Source organism: Rhodococcus sp. P4_F5, assembly GCF_056401315.1.
Map to the genome: position 1 here is coordinate 21,053 of NZ_JBFUJP010000032.1, position 22,841 is coordinate 43,893.

General features: G+C 65.1%; 25 protein-coding genes and 1 pseudogene. 13 read left to right on the top strand and 13 right to left on the bottom strand.

Features of this window, described 5'->3' with window-relative positions; all coding sequences use genetic code 11:
* Window positions 1-126: 126 nt before the first annotated feature.
* On the bottom strand, window positions 127-375 hold the full coding sequence (locus AC1DU4_RS14450) for a hypothetical protein (protein ID WP_477840902.1): 249 nt from the start codon (window positions 373-375) through the stop codon (window positions 127-129).
* An 11-nt stretch (window positions 376-386) separates the two neighbouring features.
* Window positions 387-800: a hypothetical protein gene (locus AC1DU4_RS14455; protein ID WP_477840904.1), complete on the bottom strand. Its 414-nt coding sequence runs from the start codon at window positions 798-800 to the stop codon at window positions 387-389.
* 470 nt (window positions 801-1,270) lie between these two features.
* Here AC1DU4_RS14455 and AC1DU4_RS14460 point away from each other — a divergent pair, with 470 nt between their 5' ends.
* Entirely contained in the window at window positions 1,271-1,651 is a 381-nt protein-coding gene (locus tag AC1DU4_RS14460) for a hypothetical protein (protein WP_477840906.1), read from the top strand.
* Between the two features lie 1,590 nt (window positions 1,652-3,241).
* On the opposite strand, the gene istB is transcribed toward AC1DU4_RS14460, so the two are convergent.
* The 3 genes from istB to AC1DU4_RS14475 all read right to left on the bottom strand — a co-directional run bounded on the left by istB (window position 3,242) and on the right by AC1DU4_RS14475 (window position 6,110).
* Complete coding sequence (gene istB / locus AC1DU4_RS14465; protein ID WP_477840907.1) at window positions 3,242-4,063, bottom strand: IS21-like element helper ATPase IstB; 822 nt, start codon at window positions 4,061-4,063, stop codon at window positions 3,242-3,244.
* Entirely contained in the window at window positions 4,060-5,730 is a 1,671-nt protein-coding gene (istA, locus tag AC1DU4_RS14470; RefSeq protein WP_477840909.1) for an IS21 family transposase, read from the bottom strand. Before istA ends, istB begins: the two co-directional genes overlap by 4 nt.
* 164 nt (window positions 5,731-5,894) lie before the next feature.
* Window positions 5,895-6,110 (bottom strand): hypothetical protein, encoded by a 216-nt coding sequence (locus tag AC1DU4_RS14475; protein WP_477840911.1) that lies wholly within the window; start codon window positions 6,108-6,110, stop codon window positions 5,895-5,897.
* A gap of 255 nt (window positions 6,111-6,365) precedes the next feature.
* On the opposite strand from AC1DU4_RS14475, the pseudogene AC1DU4_RS14480 reads away from it, so the two are divergent.
* The 4 genes and pseudogenes from AC1DU4_RS14480 to AC1DU4_RS14495 form a co-directional block, all read left to right on the top strand.
* Window positions 6,366-6,539, top strand: a pseudogene (locus AC1DU4_RS14480) (type ISP restriction/modification enzyme); the annotation flags it as partial.
* Between the two features lie 57 nt (window positions 6,540-6,596).
* On the top strand, window positions 6,597-7,409 hold the full coding sequence (locus AC1DU4_RS14485) for a hypothetical protein (protein WP_477840913.1): 813 nt from the start codon (window positions 6,597-6,599) through the stop codon (window positions 7,407-7,409).
* Between the two features lie 212 nt (window positions 7,410-7,621).
* The gene (locus AC1DU4_RS14490; protein WP_477840915.1) at window positions 7,622-8,161 is read left to right on the top strand and encodes a hypothetical protein; all 540 of its coding nucleotides are present in this window, start codon (window positions 7,622-7,624) and stop codon (window positions 8,159-8,161) included.
* Window positions 8,162-8,238: 77 nt separating this feature from the next.
* Window positions 8,239-8,679 (top strand): hypothetical protein, encoded by a 441-nt coding sequence (locus AC1DU4_RS14495; protein WP_477840917.1) that lies wholly within the window; start codon window positions 8,239-8,241, stop codon window positions 8,677-8,679.
* Here AC1DU4_RS14495 and AC1DU4_RS14500 read toward each other — a convergent pair.
* Together AC1DU4_RS14500 and AC1DU4_RS14505 are read right to left on the bottom strand one after the other, a co-directional pair.
* Window positions 8,676-9,215, bottom strand: coding sequence for a recombinase family protein (locus AC1DU4_RS14500; RefSeq protein ID WP_477840965.1), 540 nt, complete (start codon window positions 9,213-9,215; stop codon window positions 8,676-8,678). The two genes, AC1DU4_RS14495 and AC1DU4_RS14500, sit on opposite strands and share 4 nt — an antisense overlap.
* 1,019 nt (window positions 9,216-10,234) lie before the next feature.
* Entirely contained in the window at window positions 10,235-10,483 is a 249-nt protein-coding gene (locus AC1DU4_RS14505; protein ID WP_477840918.1) for an ATP-binding protein, read from the bottom strand.
* A gap of 74 nt (window positions 10,484-10,557) precedes the next feature.
* On the opposite strand from AC1DU4_RS14505, the gene AC1DU4_RS14510 reads away from it, so the two are divergent.
* Window positions 10,558-11,154 (top strand): hypothetical protein, encoded by a 597-nt coding sequence (locus AC1DU4_RS14510; protein WP_477840920.1) that lies wholly within the window; start codon window positions 10,558-10,560, stop codon window positions 11,152-11,154.
* A gap of 752 nt (window positions 11,155-11,906) precedes the next feature.
* On the top strand, window positions 11,907-12,341 hold the full coding sequence (locus AC1DU4_RS14515; RefSeq protein WP_477840922.1) for an FAD-dependent oxidoreductase: 435 nt from the start codon (window positions 11,907-11,909) through the stop codon (window positions 12,339-12,341).
* Between the two features lie 82 nt (window positions 12,342-12,423).
* Here the strand turns inward: AC1DU4_RS14515 and AC1DU4_RS14520 are convergent, their stop codons facing one another.
* Window positions 12,424-12,966: a putative immunity protein gene (locus tag AC1DU4_RS14520; RefSeq protein ID WP_477840924.1), complete on the bottom strand. Its 543-nt coding sequence runs from the start codon at window positions 12,964-12,966 to the stop codon at window positions 12,424-12,426.
* 183 nt (window positions 12,967-13,149) lie between these two features.
* Between AC1DU4_RS14520 and AC1DU4_RS14525 the strand changes: the two genes are divergently transcribed.
* Window positions 13,150-13,542, top strand: a complete 393-nt coding sequence (locus AC1DU4_RS14525; RefSeq protein ID WP_477840926.1) for a hypothetical protein — start codon at window positions 13,150-13,152, stop codon at window positions 13,540-13,542.
* A 3-nt stretch (window positions 13,543-13,545) separates the two neighbouring features.
* Here the strand turns inward: AC1DU4_RS14525 and AC1DU4_RS14530 are convergent, their stop codons facing one another.
* Both AC1DU4_RS14530 and AC1DU4_RS14535 read right to left on the bottom strand, forming a co-directional pair.
* Complete coding sequence (locus AC1DU4_RS14530; RefSeq protein WP_477840928.1) at window positions 13,546-14,247, bottom strand: response regulator transcription factor; 702 nt, start codon at window positions 14,245-14,247, stop codon at window positions 13,546-13,548.
* A complete protein-coding gene (locus AC1DU4_RS14535; RefSeq protein ID WP_477840930.1) occupies window positions 14,240-15,520 on the bottom strand; it encodes a sensor histidine kinase in 1,281 nt (426 codons plus the stop codon). The genes AC1DU4_RS14530 and AC1DU4_RS14535 overlap by 8 nt, the downstream gene beginning before the upstream one ends.
* Window positions 15,521-15,629: 109 nt before the next feature.
* Here AC1DU4_RS14535 and AC1DU4_RS14540 point away from each other — a divergent pair, with 109 nt between their 5' ends.
* From AC1DU4_RS14540 to AC1DU4_RS14560, 5 genes are all read left to right on the top strand, one after another.
* Complete coding sequence (locus AC1DU4_RS14540; RefSeq protein WP_477840932.1) at window positions 15,630-16,379, top strand: ABC transporter ATP-binding protein; 750 nt, start codon at window positions 15,630-15,632, stop codon at window positions 16,377-16,379.
* The gene (locus tag AC1DU4_RS14545) at window positions 16,376-18,307 is read left to right on the top strand and encodes an FtsX-like permease family protein (protein ID WP_477840934.1); all 1,932 of its coding nucleotides are present in this window, start codon (window positions 16,376-16,378) and stop codon (window positions 18,305-18,307) included. Before AC1DU4_RS14540 ends, AC1DU4_RS14545 begins: the two co-directional genes overlap by 4 nt.
* Window positions 18,308-18,738: 431 nt before the next feature.
* Window positions 18,739-19,461 (top strand): class I SAM-dependent methyltransferase, encoded by a 723-nt coding sequence (locus AC1DU4_RS14550; RefSeq protein WP_477840936.1) that lies wholly within the window; start codon window positions 18,739-18,741, stop codon window positions 19,459-19,461.
* 291 nt (window positions 19,462-19,752) lie between these two features.
* Window positions 19,753-20,028 (top strand): hypothetical protein, encoded by a 276-nt coding sequence (locus AC1DU4_RS14555; RefSeq protein ID WP_477840938.1) that lies wholly within the window; start codon window positions 19,753-19,755, stop codon window positions 20,026-20,028.
* Window positions 20,029-20,045: 17 nt separating this feature from the next.
* On the top strand, window positions 20,046-20,390 hold the full coding sequence (locus AC1DU4_RS14560) for a hypothetical protein (protein WP_477840940.1): 345 nt from the start codon (window positions 20,046-20,048) through the stop codon (window positions 20,388-20,390).
* Between the two features lie 284 nt (window positions 20,391-20,674).
* On the opposite strand, the gene AC1DU4_RS14565 is transcribed toward AC1DU4_RS14560, so the two are convergent.
* The 3 genes from AC1DU4_RS14565 to AC1DU4_RS14575 all read right to left on the bottom strand — a co-directional run bounded on the left by AC1DU4_RS14565 (window position 20,675) and on the right by AC1DU4_RS14575 (window position 21,864).
* On the bottom strand, window positions 20,675-20,941 hold the full coding sequence (locus AC1DU4_RS14565) for a hypothetical protein (protein WP_477840942.1): 267 nt from the start codon (window positions 20,939-20,941) through the stop codon (window positions 20,675-20,677).
* On the bottom strand, window positions 20,905-21,243 hold the full coding sequence (locus AC1DU4_RS14570) for a hypothetical protein (RefSeq protein WP_477840944.1): 339 nt from the start codon (window positions 21,241-21,243) through the stop codon (window positions 20,905-20,907). The genes AC1DU4_RS14565 and AC1DU4_RS14570 overlap by 37 nt, the downstream gene beginning before the upstream one ends.
* Before the next feature lie 384 nt (window positions 21,244-21,627).
* Window positions 21,628-21,864 carry a hypothetical protein gene (locus tag AC1DU4_RS14575; RefSeq protein ID WP_477840946.1) on the bottom strand — a complete coding sequence of 79 codons (237 nt, stop codon included), beginning with the start codon at window positions 21,862-21,864 and terminating at the stop codon, window positions 21,628-21,630.
* Window positions 21,865-22,841: the final 977 nt, after the last annotated feature.

The following is a 22,841-nucleotide window of genomic DNA, read 5'->3' on the forward strand; positions in this document are numbered from 1 at the left end:
ACCGCACCCGGGTTTCCATGCCGGCGCGCCGCGCACATGGGTACCGGGGGGAACTCGCCAGCAGGCGCCGGCCGATAGCAGCCGATATGACATTTCCCCAGGTCGTGAGCCTCCGCCGTCGGCGGATCAGCGTCTCAATCCGGCGTGGACGGCGGCCGCCCAGGCCATGGCGTCACGTTCGTTCCCGCAGGGGAAGAGCACGGCGGCCCGGTCCACCACGGCGGCGGAGACGGGGATGCCGGCGAGCGCGGCCTCCAGGATGCCGGGCAGGATCGCGGCCTCGGGTTCGCCGTACTCGTACGAGGAAGCAACGTCCGGACTCGAAGTCGTCGAGTTCGGTGCCGATCTCGGCGGCCAGGTCCCAGTAGAGCGCATCGACGCGCGCTTCACGATCGGCCCGCGGCATCACCCCGAGCCCCTTCCGCCGTCCGCCRTCGATCCCAGAGGCCGGGGAGCCCGACACCCCCCGCCTCGTCCGAGGACGCGGGGCGGCCGACCGGCCGTCTGCCCGCGCCGGGTCCGGACGCTGCCGCGTCCGCTGCCAGCGTCTCGATCCCGGTGACGATGCCGGCGATCCGGGTGAGGTCGTACTTGCCGCTGAGCCAGATCCGGGTGATGTCGGCGATCAGATCCGGGGGCACCGCCAGACCGGTGGTCGCCGCGGCGTCGACGGCGATCTCCACCGCGAGGGTGGGCTCGCCGGCCTCCACGAACTCGTCGATCAGCGACATCAGATGATCGTCGACACCGGGCCTGACGTGCTCCGCCAGGTCCTCGGCCACTTCGAAGGGATCCCGCATGGGCGGTAGCCTATGCGCCGGCACCCCGTCGACCGGTTCGGCTCCGTCCCGGCACCGGTGGGCCACTCGATCACGGGAAGCGTGCCCGTCGCAGTGGCTCTGCCGCGTGCCGCTGTGACCTGATGTCCTCCGTGTCCTTCCGCCCCGGTCGCCCTTTCCCCGCCCGATAGGTGAGCCGACCGGGCCGGTAATCCCCTCTTATGTCAGCTAGCGATAGGTCATCGCTCGAGCTGACGGCTTCGCCTCATCAACCCAGTGCGCACAAAGCAGTTCAAGCGAGGTCTGATCAGATGTAGTTCCCTGTCGTCCTGACGGATGGCTATGTCAACCGCCAGTGGCCCCACCTGACGGTGGAATCTGGCCCCACCCGTGGTTGGGTGTCGAGTTGCGAGCCAAGGGGTCGGTGGTTCCCGAAGTGTTCCACTGCTGTGGTCGAGGTTGAGACGGCTGACCAGCGGTAGCGTGACGGCATGAGCGATCCAGGACGGGAACTACGCAACCTGACGTCACCTGCGTTCATCTCCAACGGTGACAACGGCATCCGGAGCTGGGTGTCGAGCGTCCTCGCGGAGCCCGGAGGGCTTCGATTCAGCATCGTCGCGATTCGCACAGATCCTGCCTCGGTTGACGAGCTGCTCGACTCGCCTGTGTCCGCCGAGCTGCGAATGGTCAACGAGGATGGATACTCGACGAATATCCAGGTCGGATGGGGTGGGCATGGGTCACCAGACCGGTACGTTGCCGAGTTCAATGTCCTGCGGTCGTGGATCGATGCGGCCGGTGCTGGCCGCCTCGTTCTCCGTGCCGGAGACACAACTGGTGGGTCGATCGAACTGGATCTCGCCAGATGACTCCCTAACTCGGGAGTGAGATAGCGGTGGAGAACCCCCGTGGCACACAGCCGCGGGGGTTCTCACCCATCTACGAGCCCGTCCCGCCTCCGTCCTACCTGTACGGCCGGGGGTCAATCCTTTGGAGCTGTTCATCGTTGTCGGATAGATGGCCGATCGGTCGGCATAGTGCTGGCCAAGGCTGCCGTCTGCAAGCGTGAGGCGCACTGGTCGACGGATACGCTGTTCAGGATGTGTCCACGACTATGTCCAATACGACGAGAAGCGGGAGAGAATGATGCGGACCCGGAGCCTTCTGGTTCTCCTCCTGGCCGCACTCGCCGTCGCTTCTGGATGCTCAAGCCCGGATCCGGTGCCCGATAGGACGCCGCAGTTCTCGCCCGGGACCTTCAAACTGACGTGGATGTCAACGCGCGACACGACCGGCATCAACATTGCGCACAACACTGTCACTGTAATGCGAAACGGCTTTGAAATCGGAAGGACTGAGACCTCTTCGTCACTGGTAACACCGAGGCGCGAGAACTCGCCAGTCCACGCCGTGTGGTTGGTTGGAGATGGGCCGAGCCCGCGACGCGTCGCAACCTTCAATTTGACCATGCTGGTCGATCGGGGCGTCCGGACAGTGGACTTGGACCCATGGAACGACGAACGGGAGGTCATGGTAACGACGGAGCTGTCGAGCGACGTGACGAAGCCAAGTCCCGACCCCTTCCTTTCGGTAACACTTGAGTAAAGAAGCGCCGCGCCTGGAGTAGCATTCCGCTCGGTCTGTTTAAGTTGCTCAGCGTACGAGACAAAGAGCACGACTCCGAACTCTGTGTGACAAAACAGAATTGAGAGGTCCTTGATGCTTCGACTCATTGACATGACACCCAGCAATCGCCGTTCACGGATGGGAGGACGGCTCGCGCTTGCTGGACTTGCAGCAGCAGCAACATTGGCCGGGCTCGGGACCGGATCCGCGGCTGCACAACCTTCCACGGTCAGCGGATACAGCGCGACGCAGGACGCGGCGGCGGCTGCGGCGTCGGCGACACTCGTGTCCGGAGGATGGAGCTACTCCGCTTGCCACGCAAAGGGGCAAGCCGGCCTGGGCCGCGTCTACAGCTGGTACGAGTGCCGCCCTGTCGGTGGGTCATACCAACTTTGGGTAGTTTTCGATTGCACGATCTGCCGTCCCGCGCCTGACGGCATCAAGGAGTCTGAGTAGTCGATCGGTCCAGGCCTTCGTGGGCTTTGGGCTATCGCTCCGCAATCCATCCTGCGTGGGTGAATTTCGCTGCGAGACGCTCATGCTCGATCGTCCAGCGACGATCGTAGTCCCCGAACGTCTACTACCGTGCCCTCTGCGCACTGTGCGCAGAGGGCACGGGGCAATGCACTCACCGACCTTCAGCCCAGATCAACCGCCCAAGGACCAGTCAAAATTGGCCTGGTTCAGGCAGTCAAATGCGACGACAGTCCTGGTCAGCGAGACCATCCGAAATTCTGAGAACGAATTCGCCAGGAGATTGCTCCCAGTGATCAGGGATCTCGGCCGGGGTAGCTGATCGAGCACAGAAGGCGATGGGAAGGGCCCAGTGCCTTCTACGATTGGGCAGCAGCCTCTGCCGGTCGTGCGGCTTTGGTGTGGGCGAGTCGGTAGCTGTCGGTGCCTGTTTCGATGATGGTGCCGCCGAAGGTGAGTCGATCGACGATCGCCGCGCACAGGCGCGGGTCGGTGAAGGTCTTGGTCCATCCGGAGAACGACTCGTTCGAGGCGATCGCGACGGAGTTCTTCTCCTCCCGCTCGGTGAGCACCTGGAACAGCAGTTCGGCGCCGCGCCGGTCGAGTTCCATGTAGCCGAGCTCGTCGATGCACAGCAGGTCGACACGTCCGTAGCGGGCGATGGTCTTGGCCAGCTGTTTCTCGTCGGCGGCCTCGACCAACTCGTTGACCAGTTTCGTGGCCAAGGTGTACCGGACCCGGTAACCGGCTTCGGCTGCAGCGGTGCCCAGCCCGATGAGCAGGTGCGACTTGCCGGTGCCGGAATCGCCTATCAGGCAGAGGGGTTGGCCGGTGCGCACCCAGTGGCAGCCAGCGAGGGTGTTGATCGTGGCGGGGTTGATGTTCGGGTTGGCGTCGAAGTCGAAGTCGGCCAACCACTTCGTGCGCGGGAACCCTGCCGCCTTGACTCGGCGGATGCTGCGCCGCCGCGTGCGGTCGTCGCACTCGGCGAGCAGCAGTTCGGCGAGAAACCCCTCGTAGGTGAGTTGTTCGCGTTCGGCGACGGTGAGCATGTCGACGAACCTGGTGCGCACCGTCGGTAGCCGTAGGTCCCGGCAGGCCTGCTCGATCGCGGTGGCCGCGGCCTCGGGAGTCAGGCCCCGCCGGCGCCGCACGGCGGGTGTGGGTGGGGTGGTGGTCATGTCGATGCTCCTGACGAGGTGGTGGGCGCGGCGTCGCCGGGTGGATACTGCCGGCGGGTGAGGAGCTCGTCGTAGACCGAGATGGACGGCGCCGGCCGCTGGTCCGGCGGGAGGCCGGCGATGACCGCGCCGGGATCGACCAGCCGCCGCGCGGTGAGGCTGACGACCTTCTGCTCGACGGGAATCTGCGGGTGAACCCGATGGCCGTCCTCGGACCTTGTCGCTGCGGCTTTGCGGGCCTCGACGGCCACCACGTCCGCCGACGCGGCACCGATGCTCACAGCTGCGCGCAGCCCGGCGATGACGTCGGCATGGTCCATGTGTCGGTGCAGCAGCAGCACCTCGACCAGGGTGCGGGTGCCGTMCTTGTCCCCCGCGACGGTGCGGGCCAGCGCCCAGAACGCGTCGTGGGCGGTGGTGAACGCGCCCGACGCACGCGCCTGGCCGAGCGCGGTCGAGCCCGGGAGCGCGCCGGGTTTGTGGGCCAACACCTCGAGATAGTGGTCCAGGACCAGGGTTTGGGCGCCCTTACGGGTCAGGCGCTGATGACGAGCGATTTCGCGGCGGCCGTCGTAGATCACCACCTCACTCGCCTGGAGCGAGACTCGGACGGTGCGGCCGATCAGGTAGATCGGCACAGAGTAATGGCACTGGCGCACCGTCACCCGCCCGAACCGGTCCACCCGCGGTGTCAGCCACAACCCGGACTCGAAGTCCTCGACCGGCAGCGGCCGCAACAAGGGCTGTTCGAGCGCGAAGTCCTCGCCCACGGTCCGGATCCGCCCGTCGATCCGGCGACTGTCGTCGGCCTCGTCCGCGACGGCGAGGCGCGCGTTGAGTTCATCGAGCGAAGCGACCTTCGAGACCGGGACCAGGTGGTTGCGCCGGAAGCGGCCGACCTCACCCTCGACCCCGCCCTTCTCGTGCGCGCCCTCGATACCTGGGATGCAGTAGAACGAGTCGAACCCGTAGTGCGAGCGCAACAGGATCCAGCGGTCGGATTCCTTCCTGTTGCGCCCGAACAGCACCCGTGAGACCGCGGACCGGAGGTTGTCGTAGCGGATCTTCCCGAACGGAACCCCGCCCAACGTGTTGAACGCGATAACGTGCCCCTCGATGAACGCCTCCTGGCCCTGCGAGGCGAACACCCGATGGACCGCCTTGCCGGAACAGGAGAGCCGGAAGGTGAACAGGAAGCACTTCGTCATCGTCCCGGCCAGGTCGACCCACACGTCCCCGAAGTCGACCTCGGCCTCGGCGCCGGGCGGATGGCCCTGGAGCACGAATGCCATCTCTACCCGCGCGCCGGCCTCGGCGGCGATCTCGGGTCGGCGGCGGGCAACGTAGTCCCGCACCGTCGAATACGACACGTCGGCGAGTCCGTGTTCGTCGATGAGCCGGTCTCGGATTCGGGTTGCGGTGTGTTTCTGTTTGCGCGGTGCTGTCAGGTCGGCCCGGAGCATCTCGTCGATGACCGGTTTGAACCTCTCGAGCTTCGGGGCAGCGCTCGACCGCGGTTTGCGTGGAGGTGGGATCGGTGACTCCAACGCCGCACGGACCGTGCGGCGGTGCACACCGTGCCGGTCGGCCAGCGCCCGGATCGACAGATTCTCTCGCCGCGCGTCGCGGCGGATCGCCTCGAACAGTTGCACCCGATACGGCTCCAACCCGAACCCCTCACGGCGGCGGTGTGGTGGAACCGATCATCCGCCCGGTCGCGGCGCCAGGGCTCGTGGGCGCCGAAACCGTCGCCCCGGGCGTGTCGGAGGTGGGGCCAGTTATCTCCGTCACCACTCACCCGACTACCCGGGGGTGGGGCCAGATTTCTCCGTCATGTGGGGCCAACTAACCCTGGCAGAACCATGACGGAATCCCCATTCGGCTGGCGAACCATCAGCCATGTCCCGGGGGCATAGACGAGTTCCTCGGTCGGTCGCGTCACGATCAGTGCGCCGCTGTCATGTACGACGAAGGTGTCATCGTCGGAGTGCGACGTCTCGACAGTGCCAGTTGGATCCTGAAAGTCTCGACAGGTCACCTTGAACATGCGGACCAGTCTGCCCCTGCCCCCGCTATCGCGTACCTCTTTGGGAATCGCCAGACCGGTTCCCAGACGTCACCGGCAACGAGGCGCGGTTTCACAGGATGCGCCGGCGGTACAGCCTATGGACCATCCCAATGGAGCCAGCGGGGCCGACACTTCCCCGCTCGCCCGCGCCATGCGGACGACGCGCTCGCCGGGGCCTGTGCACTTCTCGTGGTGCCGCCGGGCAAGATGACCTGCTGGATGCTGTTGTTCTTGGCGTTGGCGTGGATCATCGATCGCTACCAGGTCAAGACCGACAAGGCGTCTGGGATCATCAACGACCCGAACGACTGGTGCGACGAGCAGGACGACCCGACATAGATCGTCGATCTGATCCGCCGCGTGACGACGGTGGCGGTCGAGACGATGAAGGTCGTCGATTCGCTGTGAGTACGGCTGGGGATCGATACGAGGAAGCTGTCGGTCCCTGCAAGTAGGTTGCCAGCCATGGCGACGCTTCTCGCATCTGACACAACTGACCTTGTTGCAGCGTGGGGTTCTGCTGTTAGCGCTGGTGCAACAGCGATCGCGTCCCTGGCGGCCATAGCCGCCGCGGCTGTCGCCATTCGCACCCTTCGGGCATCCAAGCGAGACAGTCGAGACCGTTCACGACCGATGGTGGGTGCACTTCTTGAGAAGGATCCGCATCCGAACAGCAAAACCGCAGACCTTGTCGTACGGAACTACGGGGCCAGCGTGGCTTACAACGTCGAAGTGACTTTCGACCCAGCAATCGAAGACACAGGAACTCGTAGTGGCGAGAACAGTTTCGTCCCACTTCTGTTGGGCCGCTACGTGCACCCGATCTCCAACCTGATGCCAGGTGTCGAGCTCCGCAGCCTGTGGTTCATCGGAAAAGGTACGGACGCCGACGGAGTCCTGCTGAACGACGAACCGATCTCGGACGTGGTGATGGCAACCATCCGGTACTCCGACAGGGCCRACTTTTGGGACAAAGAAGCGAACCGGTACACAGAGGAATTCCGGCTGGACATGGCGATCGTGCGCAACAGTGTCAGCTCTACGCACTCCGATGATCACCTCGGGTTGCACAAACGATCCACGAAGGCGATGGAAAAGATGGCCCCCGCGATAAATACGCTGGCGACGAAGGTGGCGCGCATCGAGGAGTACTCGAAACCCGAGGCCGTTCGTGAGCGGGAGGCAGCCCAGCAGGCTGAATCGATGCGCGTACATGACGATCTGGTCCGGCAGCTCCTGCCACACAGTCCGAGAAGGGCTATCGACACCTCGGAGTAGGTGACCGCCAGCAACGTCTCATTTCCTTGGAAGTGAGACGGTCGTGACCCGACGGCCGCCTGGGCGGATCGTCTCAGGTCGGCCCGTCTCACAAGTTAGTGCCATTTCTATGTGTCACAACAGCCGTGCAGATACAACTTTCGGACGAGGACTGCTGGCCAGCAGTGGGTTTCGCGAATCAGACCCACCCCGAGACAGACTGTCAAGCCAGCGTGGAAGCTCCACAGCATGTCGCGGCCGAACGCATTGTCTCCCGGTGGCGTCAGGGCTTCCTGGCGGCAGCCGCCGAGCCGGCCAACCCCGGCGCGCAGATGGGCGGGCGCTGGGTACCCCGCGCCGCCGTCGACGGCTTGTTCACCGACCTGCGGGAACTCGACGGAAAGCCGTTGCACGGCAAGTCCGTCACCGAGGTCAACGCCCGCGAAGTCAGCGAGGAGTCCTCGTCGGTCACCCGGTACGACCTGTATCGCACGAAGGCCGTCGACCGCGGCGCCGACCACGTCGAGCGCTACGAGCGGGTCGCCGGAGGCGATCTCCAACTGACCTGGCAGGCACCGGACAACACCGCCGCACCCGAGGTGGCGAGCACCCCGAGCGTCGACCTGGGCGTCCTCGACGGACTCCGCGCCGCCGGCTCAGCCTTCCCCAGGCAGCTCGGAAAGATCCAGCGCACTACCGAGTCCGGGGACGGACCGGAATCGTCGGGACCGGAACTCGACCCGCCCAGCCACGCCGTCGACCCCGAGCTGTAGCCACCAAGCTCCTTCCCTCGGAGCCCTCGTGACGTCGAACTGATCGGACTCCGTGAAGCCCCGTAGCGTGAAGCGTCATGAGTTCCGAATCAGCGGCCGCACGTGAAGTGATCGCCAACTTCGCGCAGGCGAGCGCGGATGGGCGATTCTCCGCACTACGATCATTGGTTCCCGAGGATGGCGACGGACCGCTGCTGGCCCCGTTTCTGCTCGCGGTTGCGGCCGATGTGCCAGAGGACGACTTGGTAAGGATCGAAGCGGTGAGGGTCTTCGAGATCCTTCGGATCGATGACGATTCCCTTGCCGAGAGATGCCGCGGAGCGCTGATCGACCTGGCCCAGACAGACGACGATTGGGATGTCCGCAACGCCGCTGGTTGCGCGGTGTTCGACCTGCCGGGCGCCGAGCGTGAACTCGAGACGATGCGCTCTGTGATCGCAGCGGAGAAAGAGGGCTTCGTGCGCGAGAACGTCGGAGCGGCACTGGACATGTTCCTCCGACGCCGCGACTCCGCTTAGCCGAGGTGCCGGTACAGCGTGCTCCGCGCGACCTCGAGCACCTCGGCGATCTCCGACATGGGCACGCTCTCTGCGCGCATCTTCTTGGCCTGTCTCGTCTTCGCGGCGGTGAGCGCGGCCGGACGGCCCCCGACACGGCCCCGCTCGCGGGCCGCGGCGAGGCCGGCGACTGTCCTTTCCTTGATGAGGCTGCGCTCGAAGTCTGCGAGTGCACCGAAGATGTGGAAGATCAGCCGCCCGCCGGCGGTCGAGGTGTCGATGGATTCCGTCAGGGACCGGAAGGCGACGCCGCGCTGCTCGAGCTCGGCGATGGTCTCGATCAGGTGAGGGAGGCTCCGACCGAGTCTGTCGAGCCGCCACACGACGAGGGTGTCGCCGGGCCGCAGTACATCCAAGAGGGCGGCGAGCTCCGGCCGATCGGTCTTGGCGCCGGACGCGATGTCGGTCCACACCTTGAAGCAGCCCGCGGCGCTCAGAGCGTCGCTCTGGAGATCGGGGTTCTGGTCGGCGGTCGAGACTCGGGCGTAGCCCAACAGTGTGACTCGCAGCGATAGATGGCGGGGTTCTCGCGGCGTCAGGTGGCGCCAACGGCAAGGATGCTGCGGGCGGTGTTGACGAGATGATCGTGGCATACGCCTCACCTGACTCGATCAGGCTCGACTAGTCCACGTCGAACACGTTACGGGTGGCCCCGACCAGGCGATTCATGGTCGGGGCCACCCGCCGCGGACATAGCCTGACAGCATCTCTCGGTCGGTGCCGGTGTTCGGGACCGGGAGCGGGCCACCAGGCAGGGAAGTCCGTCGATGCAGGTATGGACGACCCCTTGACTCGGCCAAAATCTGGTTCGAGCTGGGGTGCGGATGCCTGACCAGCACGCCCAGCTCTACTCAGTCCTTCTCAGAACGGATACCAAGGACTGCGGCAAGAAGGGCGCCGGCGAGTAGGAAGAGCACGATTCGCGAGCTTCGCTCATCGCCACTCAGATCAGCCCAGGTAAGTGCTTGTGCGATCGCAGCGACCAGGTAGAGGCCAACTGCGGCACCCGAGTATCGGTTCACGAACCGATCGACGCCGCGGCATCGGTGGCAGCCATCGTGAGTGTGGTTCGTTTCCGCATGCAATACCCCCAGTGTTCGAATCCGACTATGGAATTCAGCAGCGAGACACGAGGTCTACACGGCCTGAGCCTCGCAGACAGATCGGTCTCCTTTGCGCCAATTGTCAGACTGGGCGTGTCGTATCTCTGGCAATGAAGTCCCGGCACGCTTCAGTGGTTCGGCGCTCAACTGGATACGTCTAACACTCCTGGCTTCCGGGGCCACCGACTCCCACAAACGTTGAGATGTCATCCCGGCACTCCCATTCTGCCCTGACTGGGCGTCCTGTATGACGAACCACCAACAGGACGACCGAAAGAGGAGTCGAGCTCGATCGCGGCCAGCGCGATCATCCCCGCCGGCCATCCTGTTTAACCGTCCTGCATGTCAATCCGGTATGGGTTGCCTTTGCCGGACTATCGGCGGGCTTGCCAACGGTAAGTGGCGGTCCCGGTTCAGGTGATGCCGATGACGAGTGTGCACTGGGCGGCTTCGATGACGTCGTTGGTGATGGTGGAAAGTTCGTTGATCTTCAAACCACGCTGGATCTGGGGGAAGAGCCGTTCGAGGAGCCGGAAGTTGCCGCGGGTGATGCGGGCGACCGCGGCGATGGCCTGGGCGTCGGTGAAGTCCTCGGGGTCGAGGGTCTTGCCGAGTGAGCGCCGGTGCTGCTGCAGGACGAACAGCAACTCGTCCTTGCCCAAGGGACAGTATTGGTGGGCGAAGTCGGCATCGACCCCCTCGACTAGCCTGCCTCTAGCGTGACTGCCGGTAGACGATGACCAGCGAAAAGGGACTTGGAATGCGATGGTGGATGGCTATTGCGGTCCTCGTGGCGGCGATAGCATTGCCGGTGGCCACACCGGGGACAGCTCACGCGTGCTCGTGTGTGTACGAGCAGAACGGCCCGCAGATCCTCGAACAGGTCGCAAGGGCGGCGTCGGTATTCGCCGGGACCGCGACCGAGCAACGCATCGACGGTAACACCGGATTCTACGAGTTCACTGTGCGGGAAGTGTTCGCCGGCGACGTTGGAGTCAAGACAGTGGTTTCGTCCAGCACGCAAAGCGCCGCCTGCGGACGAGGGTTCGATATCGGCAGCGAGTATCTGGTGTTCACCAACACTTACCAGACCCATGGTGCGCAGTGGGCGGTCAATAGTTGCTCGGCCACCACGGAATCCACCAATGGCCGCACCCGTGACGCGGCCATCGCAATATACGGTCCTCCGCAGACACCTAGACCAGACGAACGCCAGGTCCGGCTTGATGACGTCGGCATCCGGTGGTGGCGGTGGGCCGCCGGCTTAGGGGGTGCCGCGGTGGTGTTGACGCTCGCAGTCGGGTTGGTACACAGGCGGCGGCCTCAGTCGTGAGAATCAGCGCAATCGCACATGCACCTCGCCGCCCAGTATCCCGTGATGATGTTCGGTGCGGCCACGTCACCAAACCCGGTTCTAAGTCGCGGACATTGTGGCTGCCCGACTTCCTCGTCATCGGCGCCCAACGCCGCCACCAAGCGACCACAGAACACCGCCACATAGCGATCAACTCCACAGCCCAACAGTGTGCTCACGGCGGTGAGTGTCCCAGAACTCGCTGACAGGCCCCGGTTTTGGGACTCGAGCAAGGAGACACCTGGGACACTCGAGTCGCTGGTCGCCGGACCACGCTCCCACGACCGGATTCGTGTCCGGGAAACGAGGACTTCAGCCGGAGAGCCCTGCGAGCTCCGCTGTTGGGCATGGCCCACAGCTCCCGACCGCTCCCCACCGCCGGTTCCTGCTCCCGCCTATTGCTGCGGGTCGACGGCGTGCACGACTCCCCACCGTGATGGCGGAGCCCTGGCTCGGGGCCACCGGAATCGAGCAGCTCGACGGCCACCGCTTCGTGATCCACTGCGAGGACGGCCCCAACCTCACCGCGCGCGGCGTCATCGTGGCCACCGGATTGCGCGACGAGCTACCCGCCATCCCTGGCCTTCCAGTGCGCTGGGGCATCGACGTCCTGCACTGCCCGTACTGCCACGGCTACGAGGTGCGCGACACCCCCATCGGTCGTACTGGGCGGAGACAACCGGCCGTTCACCCTGCACCAAGCATCCCTGGTCCGGCAATGGTCCGCCGACGTGGTGTTCTTCCCCGACCGGATCACGCTGGACGCGGACGAGTGCTCCCGACTGACCGCGCGCGGGATCCGCATTGTTGACGGGGAAGTCGCGCGACTGGTGACGCGCGGCAATCAGCTGCACGGCGTCGAGCTCACGGCTGGCGTGGTCGTGCCGAGAGCTGCGGTGTTCGTCGGCCCGCGCTTCGTGCCGCAGCATGATCTGCTCATCGGCCTGGGTTGCCAAGTAGGTGACGACGGGTGGGTATCCACCGATCCGACGGGCCGTACCAGCGTTCCCGGGGTGTGGGCCGCCGGCAACGTCGTCGATTCACCTGCTCAGATGATCAATGCCGCAGGGGCCGGCACGAAGGCCGCCATCGCGCTCAACCACCACCTACTGGAGCAGGACGTCGAGCTCGCCGTCGCGGCAGTGAAGGCACCGCCAGCGCCTTGAGTCAGGACTCGTTTCCGAATCGAGCGGCGACTGCCGAACGCGCCCGGCCGAGTTGCCAGCTCACCAGCTCGGCGAGGAACCTCTACTCACTCGGCTGCCGAAGTGCAGCATCCAGGGAACTCATGAGCTGCGCGACGCGATCCTTGCCCGCTGGAGCCACGGGATACCGGCCAAGGACATCAACCACAGTGGGGGCGGCGCGGCGTCCGGCCTGCGCGATGAGCTGGTTCCCGACGTCGGGATCGTCACCTGCGCTCAACTCGCCGATGCGCGCCGCGCACGCCGCTGCCCGCAGGATGTGACCGACCTGGTGTGCCTTGGCGATCGGATGCAGGTAAGCGGCAGCGGCCGCATCGCCAGCGGCGCGTGCCGCGAGACGCGCGGCCTCGGTGGGTGCCACCTTCGCCGCGCGATGCGCGCCCACCGAAGTCACGCGCTGCAGGTTGGTCCGTCTCGCACCGTGCACGAACTCCCACGCTGCATCGATCGCCGCGCGGGGCCGAGGATCATCGGGCTGCGCAGCCTCGAACACCGCTAGAACTTCCTGGGCACTTTCGGCCACGTAGCGCGCGACAGCTCGAAGTTCGTCGACGGTCAACTCAAAGTCGCCGGACACGGTCGTCATGACAAGAGCTTCCCACTTGGCGGCGACTGCCCCGGTTTGGTCTGCGCATCAACCAAAGCGGGGGCAGTCCCATTCAGAGCATGGGGACACCCCGTGGCAGTCACTCGAGGTCGGGCTGGCCCTACCAAGAAGACTCAGGTTCGGCGTATGTCGCACGCATCCGATCCTCGTTGGAATGGTGGCATGAACAAGATTCTTCGCCGCTGCGCCATCGGAACGGTTCTCGTCGCGAGCCTCGCCCTGTCGGGGTGTTCCTCGACTGAGCACTCTGAGCACGAGTCGTTCGCGTTCGCCGGCACGACGCTCAACGTGGTACGTGACAATGCAAACTTGCCCGTGACGGTGTCGGCGCACACCGGCGCCGTCGGGAAGGGCAGTGAGGTGATCGTTGAGGTCCGCACCCATACGTTGGGAAAGCGTCCAAGGACTCCGGCCTGGTCGTTGACCGATGACACCTTGAACCTCGACAGCCCGTGCGGCGGCAGCGTCGTCGGGTACTGCGAGGCGARTTATTCGATCGGGGTTCCCGTGGGAACGAAGGTGATGGTCAACGGTCGGCCGACGACGGTCGGCTGACCGTCAGTCCCCCTGTCCGCGTAGGTAGGTCAGCACCGCCGCGACGCGGCGGTTCTGGTCGTCGTTGGGCGGGAGGTCGAGTTTCATCATGATGTTGCCGATGTGCTTGACGATCGCCGCTTCGGAGACGTACAGGCGCCGTGCGATGGCAGCGTTGGATTGTCCTTCGGCCGTGACTGCCAGGACTTCTCGCTCGCGGGGGGTGAGACGTTGGAGTGGATCGCGGCGACGTTTGATCATTTGGTTGATGACGGCGGGGTCGACTGCTGTGCCGCCGGCGTGAACACGCCGGAGGGTGTCGGCGAAGTCGTTGACGTCACTGACCCGATCCTTGAGCAGGTATCCGATCCCTGCTCCGCCGGCGCTGTCGAGCAGCTCGGCGACGTAGCTCTGTTCGACGTACTGGCTGAGGACCACCACGGGAAGGCCCGGGTTCTCCTCGCGCAAACTGACGGCGGCGACGAGACCTTCGGATCGGTACGACGGCGGCATCCGAACATCGGTGATCACGAGGTCCGGATCGGTTTCCCGGCCCGCGACGATCAACTCTTCGGCTGTGCCCACCGCAGCGACGGTGACGAATCCGTTGCGTTCGAGCAGCATTTGGAGCCCCTCGCGCAGGAGCGTGTTGTCCTCGGCGAGAACGACGCGGAGCGGTTCCGGTATCGAGGACGACGCGCCTGTCCTGGTGATGGCTTCAGTCATTTGCCCGACCTTCCCCGTGTGCGGCAAGTGTGATGACGACGGTCGTCGGTCCGCCGAGAGGTGAGTCGATCACCAGGTCTCCGTCCAGTGCGGCGATGCGGTCAGCGATCCCGCCGAGCCCACCGTTCTCGTGCCGGCTAGTGCCGGCTCCGCCGCAGCCGTCGTCGTGGACTCTGATCTGTACGAGTTCGGGCTGAGGCCGGCGAAGACTGACGTCGGTGTGGTTGGCCCCGCTGTGTTTGACGACGTTCGCGAGGAGTTCCGCTACGCAGAAGTACAGGTTGGTCTCAGCGTCGGCAGGCAGTCGGTCGCCGAGCTGATCGTCGACGGTGATGGGGACAGCAAAGGTGTCGACGAGTTCACCGACCGCCGCGCCGAGGCCGTGATCGACGAGTACCTGCGGATGGATGTTGCGCACGAACTGGCGTAGAGATTCCAGAGTCTGACGAGCCTGCTCCTGGGCGCGGGCCACGTCGTGGCGGCCGGGTGCATCGGCCGGCATCGCCGCAAGGGCGAGTCCCAGCGTCATGCTCACCGACAGCAGTTGCGGTTGGACGCCATCATGCAGATCGCGTTCGATGCGCCGGCGCTCGACATCGAAGGCCCGCACCAGGCGGGCACGCGATTGCGCCGTCACGCTCAGGTCGCGCTGCAAGCGCTGTTCCGGACGGGTCAGAACCTGAAGGACCAACGAGGCGTGGGCCCGCGCGACCACGGGTGTAGCGCAGACGAGACCTGCCAACACGACCACTGCAATGACGGCTGCCAGCAAGGATTGGGGCACGGCGCTCACCGTGAACGGTCCGACGACGGCCTGGTCACCGATCGCCGCCAGGAACGGGCTGATCAACGCGACCAACGATCCCACGACAATCAGAGCGGCAAGCACGGCAACGGCGCCGCCGAGCGTCAGCATGACGACCGTGTAGGCGAGCGGCCTGACCAGGGTTCGGGGCTCGCTCAGTTGGGTCTCGGGGCGGCCCCCTGCCGCCAGGTCGAGCAGAGCCGCGGCCCCACTCCAATCGGTGCGCGCGAGGACGACCGCGATGAGCGGAAGTCCCAGACCGAGCAGCGCCAAGCCCGCGACCAGGACGGCCCCCACGCCGCCGGTGCCGCGCTCAGGACCGGTGACTGCGAGGACGATCGGTGTGCCCAGCAGCGCAACTCCGGCTATCGAGGCGAGTGCCCGTGCGCCGGCGGCGGTGGTGTAGCGCACACCTCGCCACCGCCCGATGGTCGGCAGCGCATCCGGTTCCAACTCCACACGGCTCACCTCCGCATCGTAAGGACAGGATCGCGAGGACACCGTAGAGCCAGCCATACCCTGATTGACCGGTCGGCCCTACTGCGCCGCACCGGTGCACCGCGGTGTGCTCAGTGCCATGAACGAACCAGCCCCGCACAGCACCGTCTTGCATCTCCGCGATGTGACACGCACCTACCAGTCTGGGAAGTCCACTCTCACGGCACTCGACCGCATCACGATCGGCTGCCGTCGTGGTTCCTGGACAGCGGTCATGGGCCCGTCGGGGTCGGGAAAGTCCACCCTGCTGAACTGCGCGGCCGGACTGGACACGCCTGACTCGGGACAGGTGTTCCTCGGCGGCCGCGACATCGCGAGCCTCAGCGATGACGTGCTCACCCAAATGCGGCGCACCGCAATCGGTTTCGTCTTCCAGCAGTTCAACCTTGTTGCAGCCCTGACTGCGGCACAGAACGTCACTCTCCCGCTGCGACTGGCGGGACGCACGGATGCAGACGCTGCCGCGGCAGAAGCCCTGGACGCCCTTGGTCTGCGTGATCACGTGCACCACAAGCCACGCGAGCTGTCCGGCGGCCAGCAGCAGCGCGTTGCCATCGCACGAGCCCTCGCGACCCGACCGAGCATCCTGTTCGCCGACGAGCCGACCGGTGCGCTGGACAGCAAGTCCGCCGGCACAGTGTTGGACCTCCTTCGCGCCATCGTCGGCGGGCAGGCGCAGACGATTCTGATGGTCACCCACGATCCGCACGCCGCGGCGCGTGCCGACCACGTGGCATTTCTTCGCGATGGCCGCCTCGTCACGACCTTGGATGGCGCGAGTGCGAATCAGATCGCGTCGACCCTGGCCGATCTCGAGACCCCGCGGTGATCCGCCTCGCCGTCCGCACCTTCTTCGACCGCTGGCAACTCTTCGTCGGGACAGTCCTGGCGGTGACCGCCGGTGTCGCCATCGTCCATGCCGGGATGACAATCATCCTCGGTGTCGAGAAAGCTGAGGCGCCGAGCGGCTCGGGTCGTGAGCAGGCCGAGGCGTTCCGGCAAGCCGCCAGCGGCGCCAGCACCCTGACCGGCATGACGGTGATGCTCGGAGCATTCTTGACGGTCTTCGTCGTCGGTTCGACCTTCAGCTTCGCTGTCGATCAACGCCGAGGCGACCTCGCGATCCTGAGGCTCAGCGGTGTCACTTCCCGCCAGGTAAGTGGGCTTCTGCTCGCCGAGGCGTTCCTCGCCGCCGTTCTCGGTACCGTGGCCGGCGCTCTGCTCGGGATCGGACTCACCGCTGTACAACGCGTCATCCTGACCTCGCTCGGCACCTTTCCGACCGGACTGGTGGTGCCCGTCCGGCCGGCGGTCTTGGTGCTCGACCTCGTGGTCGCAGTCACGGTCTGTCTTGCGGGCGCGTGGGGTGCCGCCCGCCGGGCCACGAAGATCAGTCCTCTGGACGCCCTACGCCGAAGCAACAGTGAGCAGCGCCTGATGACCACCCGCCGATGGACCGTCGCGGTCGTTGCCATCGCGCTGACCGCTGTCCAGACCTACTTCTCGGCGACCGCTGGAGGAATGCTGATCCCGCTGTTGCTCGGCATGGGAATCGTCATCACCGCTTCGGTGGCGATGAGCCGGTTGTCGCCGTTGCTCGTGCCGGCCGCTGCACGAGCACTCACACCCTGGGCACGCCGCTCACCGGTCACGGACCTCGCTTTCGCCAATCTGCGCGACGCCGTCCGCCGCACCGCATCGTGCGCCGCACCGATGATCGTGCTTGTCAGTCTCGTCATGGGGCTCCAAGGGATCCTCGACACCCAGACGAGAGCCGCGGCCACCGAGGCCACCCACCTGCTGCGTGCCGATCTGATCGCGACAGGAGACGGCATCGACCTCGCTGCGCTGGACACCATCGCCGGAGTCTCCTTGGCCGCACCCGAGACCGTCGTGCCGCTCGCCGTTCAGCTCACCCGAGGCGGCGTCACCGCGGACGGGCCGGGCACCGTCGTCGCGGTCGATCCCGTCGCCTTCCGAGCCACCCATCTTCAACGACCCGGTATCGGTGACATCGCCGACTTCGGTTCCGACCGAATCGTCTTCGGCCCAGGCCTCGACAGCACGATGGTCCACCGTCACTACGACGGGATCACCGTGACCATCGCCGGAGACACCGTCACGCTCTATGAGGCAGCCCGCTTGGGAGAAACCCTCGCCGGGGTTGACGGCTTCTACATCGACCGCACCATCTTGCCGCCCGACCTGCTCGATCGGCCTACCACCGTCCTCATCCAACTCGAGCCCGGAGCCGATATCGGCGTGGTCGAACGCGAACTCACCGCTGCAGGCGCGACCACGGTGCAGACGCCCGCAGAGTCCTCCGAAAACCAAGACAGCGTCAAGGACGGCGAGAACCGCGGAGTGATGGCCGCGATCGTTGGGCTCGGTAGCCTGTATGCCCTCATCAGCCTCCTGAGCACCATCGCGATCGCCATCGGTCTCCGGCGGAGCGAGCTGGCGACACTCCGACTCGCCGGCCTCACCCGGCGTCAGATCCAACGCACCGCCGTCGTCGAGTCCCTCGCCGCGACCACAATCGGCCTCATCCTGGGCGCGATCGCCGCGGTCCTTGCTCTCCTGGGCCTCTGGGCCGCGACCTACCGCGTCTATGGCACCCCGGTGGTCGCGATCCCCTGGACCCTGTTGGGTAGCATCACCCTGCTCACGGCCGCACTCACCACCATCACAGCGATCATGGCCACGCGATCTGCCATCAAGACCCCGGCCATCCAGGCGCTCGGACGCCAGGAATGAAAGGTGAGGGCCCTTCCCTGCTCGCATAGCGCTCACTCCGGCGGATATTTCACGTAGCGGAAAACTCATGCGGGCGCCGTGCTGACACAGTGACGAAATCCACTTTCACACAACAAGTTTCGGCATTCCGGAGCTGGGCAGTGAGCAGCGAATGCCTTCGGAAACTGCTGTCGTAGACCCCCGCGCGCGCTGAGGACTGGCCCCTCCTGTTGACCTGCCCAAAAGTGTCAACCAACCTTGGGACTGCCCCGGTAATCACTGTGATCTAATTGGCCGGTGATGACCTTCGTGCAGCTCTGGTGGCCGCTTTCCCCGCGGCCCTGAACTGTGCACTTCCGGCCGCCTCTCGTGCGGCCGACGGTCCTCGCCAGTATTACGGCATCCGTCCCGGTTGACGCGGTGAGGTGACCTCGTACCGAGAGGACCACCCCATGACCGACAATCCCGTTCGCACCCACGGCATCGRCGAGATGCTGATCAGTTCCCGCTCGCTCGACGAGTACCGAGCCATGTTCAACCTCACCGACGCTGATCTGGCCCGGCGGATCCTGGACTGCCCCGGCGGCGCCGCCGGATTCACCAGCGAGGTGAGCAGTCTCGGCGGCGACGTGACCGCCTGCGACGTGGCCTATTTCGAGCACGGAGCCGACGACCTCGCCGCCCTCGCAGCAGCCGAGTCCGATCGCGGGAACCGCTACGTCCGCGCACATCCGGAACAGTACGAGTGGACTTTCTTCGCCGACCCCGACGAACACCAGCGCACCCGGCAACACGCCGCCCAGCAGTTCGCCACCCACATTCGCCGGCATCCGCACCACTACGTCGCCGGGCTGTTGCCTTCACTGCCGTTCGCAGATTCGAGCTTCGACCTCGCGCTCAGCTCCCACCTTCTGTTCAGCTACTCCGACGTACTCGATCACACCTTCCATGTCAGCGCGATCGGCGAGCTGATGCGCGTCGCCCGCGACGAGCTGCGAATCTTTCCGCTGGTGGCCGTCGGATCGTCGACGCCCTATCCACGACTCGACGAGCTGCTCGCAGACCTGCGGGCCCGCGACATTGCCGGCCGAGTCGTCGAGGTCGACTACCACTTCCAGAGCGGCGGAAACCACATGCTGGTGTGCCGCCACGCCCCGTCCTCGGTCGGCCGGTGACTCACCCGCATGCCAACCAAAGCACGCCGTCTGCACCCCACAGATAGCGAAAGAGGAAGCATCACAGTACCGAGGGAGGATATTCGTCTCGATGTAGACGCGCTCGAACTCGGTCCACCACCGACACAGTGATCCGTCAACGCCCAGCCGTGACCGCGTCCAAGATCCCATAGCCACCGAGGCCCCGTGAGCATCGCTCCCGCATCTGGATTCGGGTGTCGGTGTCCGTCTCTACACTGAGCGTCCGCGGCCGAGTGGCCAGTGGGTGACTGCAGACCGGAGGGGGCCGTCATGCGCATGGCACTGGGCTTGATCGGCATGTTTCTCGTTGCCGCGTTCATCACCGCCTTTTGGAAGCTGCTGCTCGGCGTCGCTCTTCTCGTGGTTGTGATTGTGGCTGTCGGGATGGGTGTCAGCACCTTCGTGGATAGTCGCCGGAATCGGTTGCGCCAGCAGCGGGGGAAGGATGCGGCTCTGGCTATTCGCGCCCAGGCCCAGCATGAGCAGTACCTCGCGGGCGACAGCCGCGGGATCTACGGCAACTACCGGCCGGCGTCGCTCGACTGATTGGAGGTGGGTGAGCGATGGCAAACACCGACTACATCGAAGTGAAGGGCCCTCGGTCGCTCGACGAGCTCGTGGCGACCATCGGCGAACCCGTCAGCGACCGGCGCGACCCCACCGCGGTGGGCCTCGGCCCGGACACGGTCGCGATTGCGCAGTATGACGAGTATCCATTTCTGATCTCGGTCGACTCGACAAAGGACGTCGCCGATCGGCGCGTCGAGACGCTCGCGCTATTCAAGCGACTGCAGGCCACTCCGTGGGCGCTGCTCCTGACGTCCTATGACGATAATGTTCAAGAGGAGCGGCAATCTGTGGCCCTCAGGCGATCGCCTGAAAAGCGCCCGCGCAACCCGTCGTCATGACGACCAACCCTTCCGCTCGGATCGCCGCCAGAGGTGTCACGGCGATGTCACTACAGGCCGCGGATTGCAGTAACCGCTGACGGACGGAACGGGATAGAACCTGCAGGTCGCAACCATTTACGCGAACAGTCACGGACAGCCGAAACCGGGTCCGGCCGACTTCCCAAGCTGAATACGCGGGCTCGATTCCCGTCATCGGCTCTCGCGCTTGTCAGGAGGTCGTCGGCAGGCTCTGTGGCGCGCAGTCCAGTCTGGGAGAGCCGTGACGGTCAATGCTCCGCTGATCACCGCTCGTCAGAAGAATTCCGGGATCGGATCATTGTCACCATCCACGCTGCAGCAAAGACCAACACCAGTGTCCAGCCAACGATTGCCATCCCCGGCACATCAACGAAGACGGCACACAACACGCACAGCGTGATCATCGCGCCAAACACCGGCGACAAGCGTCGACCATCCAATGACATCCCGCCAGGCTGCCACAGCACCGGAAACGCCTCCCTTGGCGGCTCTTTCAAACTTCTCTGCTCCGGTATCCGAGCCAGATCCACAGCGACGATGCTGCGCCGATCAGGCCGGCGACGGCGAGCGCCGACGGGCCCCATTCGATGACGAGAGTCGAGACGTGAGTGCCCGTAGCGGGGAAGGTCAGTTCACAGCGCGACGCGACGATGACAACCCAGGCCTTCTGGAAGAGCGCTGAGGACGCCACCACGGGGTCGCCACCGGCCAGCATCGATGGCGGGATGATCGGCTGCGAGATGCACACCTCGATTGGGGCGTTGACGAAGAACGCAGCGATGTAGACGACGAGGCCAGCCGCGATGCCGAGCAGTGCGAGCGCTTTGCACATCGGGTGGCTTCCCCTAGTGGTTTGTGGGCGACCTACTCGCCCTGCTGGTGGGCGTCGGGTCGGTCATTGCTCTGAGCTGTGGAGATGACAGGTCCCATGCGCGATGCCGTACGTCTAGTTGATGTGCAGATTGACGTAGAACATGACCGCCGCGAAGGTCAGGATGAGGATGCACCAGGCGAGGCGCGCTCTTTGATAGCGAACCCAGATTCTGGCGATCTCCGTGAAAGTCACTCCCCGTCAAGTGGGTTGATGCATCCGATGTCCCCCTCATCTGCTTCTGATCGCCACCGTATCCCTCGCCACCGGCACCGTGGGGCAACCTCCACTCCGGAGCAGTGTGGTCAAGATGACTGGCCCCGCCGGCGTCACTCTCGGCGCCGTTTACTGCTTTTCGGAGCAGGCCCTTCTACCGCGGAACAAGAAGCGCCCCCCAGCTGCCCAAATCGAAACAGCCACGACGAGAATCAACACGGTGCTCCACCATGGAAAGTCCAGCAGGATCGAAACGAACCCGGCAACGAACATGGCCACGCTCGTCGCCCACATCCAGTAGCGATGAGGGCCACCCGGCTCGAGGCTTTCCTGCTCGATCATGTTCATAGGTTCGATGTCATCCACGATCGACTCCTTCAAGCGTCCGAGCCCCTACGAGCAGTTCTTCGTCCCGATCACGAGTACGTCACGCTGGCACCCTAGTCAACGCCCGCGCGCGGAACCTGGGGTCAGCCCTACCCGGCGAGGTGATTATCCTCGTCCAGATCCAGCACGACATGCGCAGACTCGTCGAACCCATAGGGGTTCAACTACTTTGGTCGACTCATTCAACATGCCCAAGTTTCGGCAAATCGACCGTGCGTTCCRTTGTCCCTTCCCGCATCTCGACAACGGGAGGGCAGCACAGACGTTCCAGCGACACTCCTGCATGTCATTCCAGGGAACCTGGGCCCAACGGACTTCAACCGACATGAACCCTGGAACTCATCCAGATTTGTGTGATCTGGAGCCGTTCTTAAGTGTGATTTCCGACTGATCAACCTATCCAGTTCGCATGCAGCCCAGCACGCTCCGACATCGGCGAACACCCCTCGGTCGGTCGGTAGGGTGTTCACACATCAACGCCGATCGGGTTCACCTATCAACCCGCAGGTGACAAGATCCAGGCATTTCCGGCCGAATTTTCGGATCTGCGTCGAGGACCTGCCGGCCGCAGAACTTGGGTGGGTGCTTCTCGGTACGCGCATCCCCGAATTCACGCCTCAACGGCCAGCTTTCGGGGCGTGATGCGTCGTCCGGCGCCTACGGGATCGGGGTATGGACGTGGATCGGCTCGTCCGGGACTTCGCCGGTGGCGGTCACCGCGATTGACGAGCTGGCAACCGTCGCCGCGCCGCAGACGGGCCGCGAGCGGGCCGCCCGGGGGTTCGGCGGACGCACCGAAGGGTGCAACCCGTCAGGACCATGGCTACCACGGATGCCGCTGCCGCAACCGCGATCTGTCCCATTCTCCGACTCATGACAGCCACGACGGGCAGTCTGGACTGCCCCAGTCCAGACTGCCGCCACGCCGACAACTCGGGGAACGGACCAGTTCAGGG

Bases quoted from the DNA above. Each gene is read 5' to 3' on its own strand.
- AC1DU4_RS14450 (WP_477840902.1), bottom strand. From the start codon at position 375: ATGCGCTCTACTGGGACCTGGCCGCCGAGATCGGCACCGAACTCGACG.
- AC1DU4_RS14460 (WP_477840906.1), top strand. From the start codon at position 1,271: ATGAGCGATCCAGGACGGGAACTACGCAACCTGACGTCACCTGCGTTC.
- istB (WP_477840907.1), bottom strand. From the start codon at position 4,063: ATGACCACCACCCCACCCACACCCGCCGTGCGGCGCCGGCGGGGCCTG.
- AC1DU4_RS14475 (WP_477840911.1), bottom strand. From the start codon at position 6,110: ATGTTCAAGGTGACCTGTCGAGACTTTCAGGATCCAACTGGCACTGTC.
- AC1DU4_RS14495 (WP_477840917.1), top strand. From the start codon at position 8,239: ATGAGTTCCGAATCAGCGGCCGCACGTGAAGTGATCGCCAACTTCGCG.
- AC1DU4_RS14510 (WP_477840920.1), top strand. From the start codon at position 10,558: ATGACCAGCGAAAAGGGACTTGGAATGCGATGGTGGATGGCTATTGCG.
- AC1DU4_RS14520 (WP_477840924.1), bottom strand. From the start codon at position 12,966: ATGACGACCGTGTCCGGCGACTTTGAGTTGACCGTCGACGAACTTCGA.
- AC1DU4_RS14530 (WP_477840928.1), bottom strand. From the start codon at position 14,247: ATGACTGAAGCCATCACCAGGACAGGCGCGTCGTCCTCGATACCGGAA.
- AC1DU4_RS14540 (WP_477840932.1), top strand. From the start codon at position 15,630: ATGAACGAACCAGCCCCGCACAGCACCGTCTTGCATCTCCGCGATGTG.
- AC1DU4_RS14555 (WP_477840938.1), top strand. From the start codon at position 19,753: ATGCGCATGGCACTGGGCTTGATCGGCATGTTTCTCGTTGCCGCGTTC.
- AC1DU4_RS14560 (WP_477840940.1), top strand. From the start codon at position 20,046: ATGGCAAACACCGACTACATCGAAGTGAAGGGCCCTCGGTCGCTCGAC.
- AC1DU4_RS14570 (WP_477840944.1), bottom strand. From the start codon at position 21,243: ATGTGCAAAGCGCTCGCACTGCTCGGCATCGCGGCTGGCCTCGTCGTC.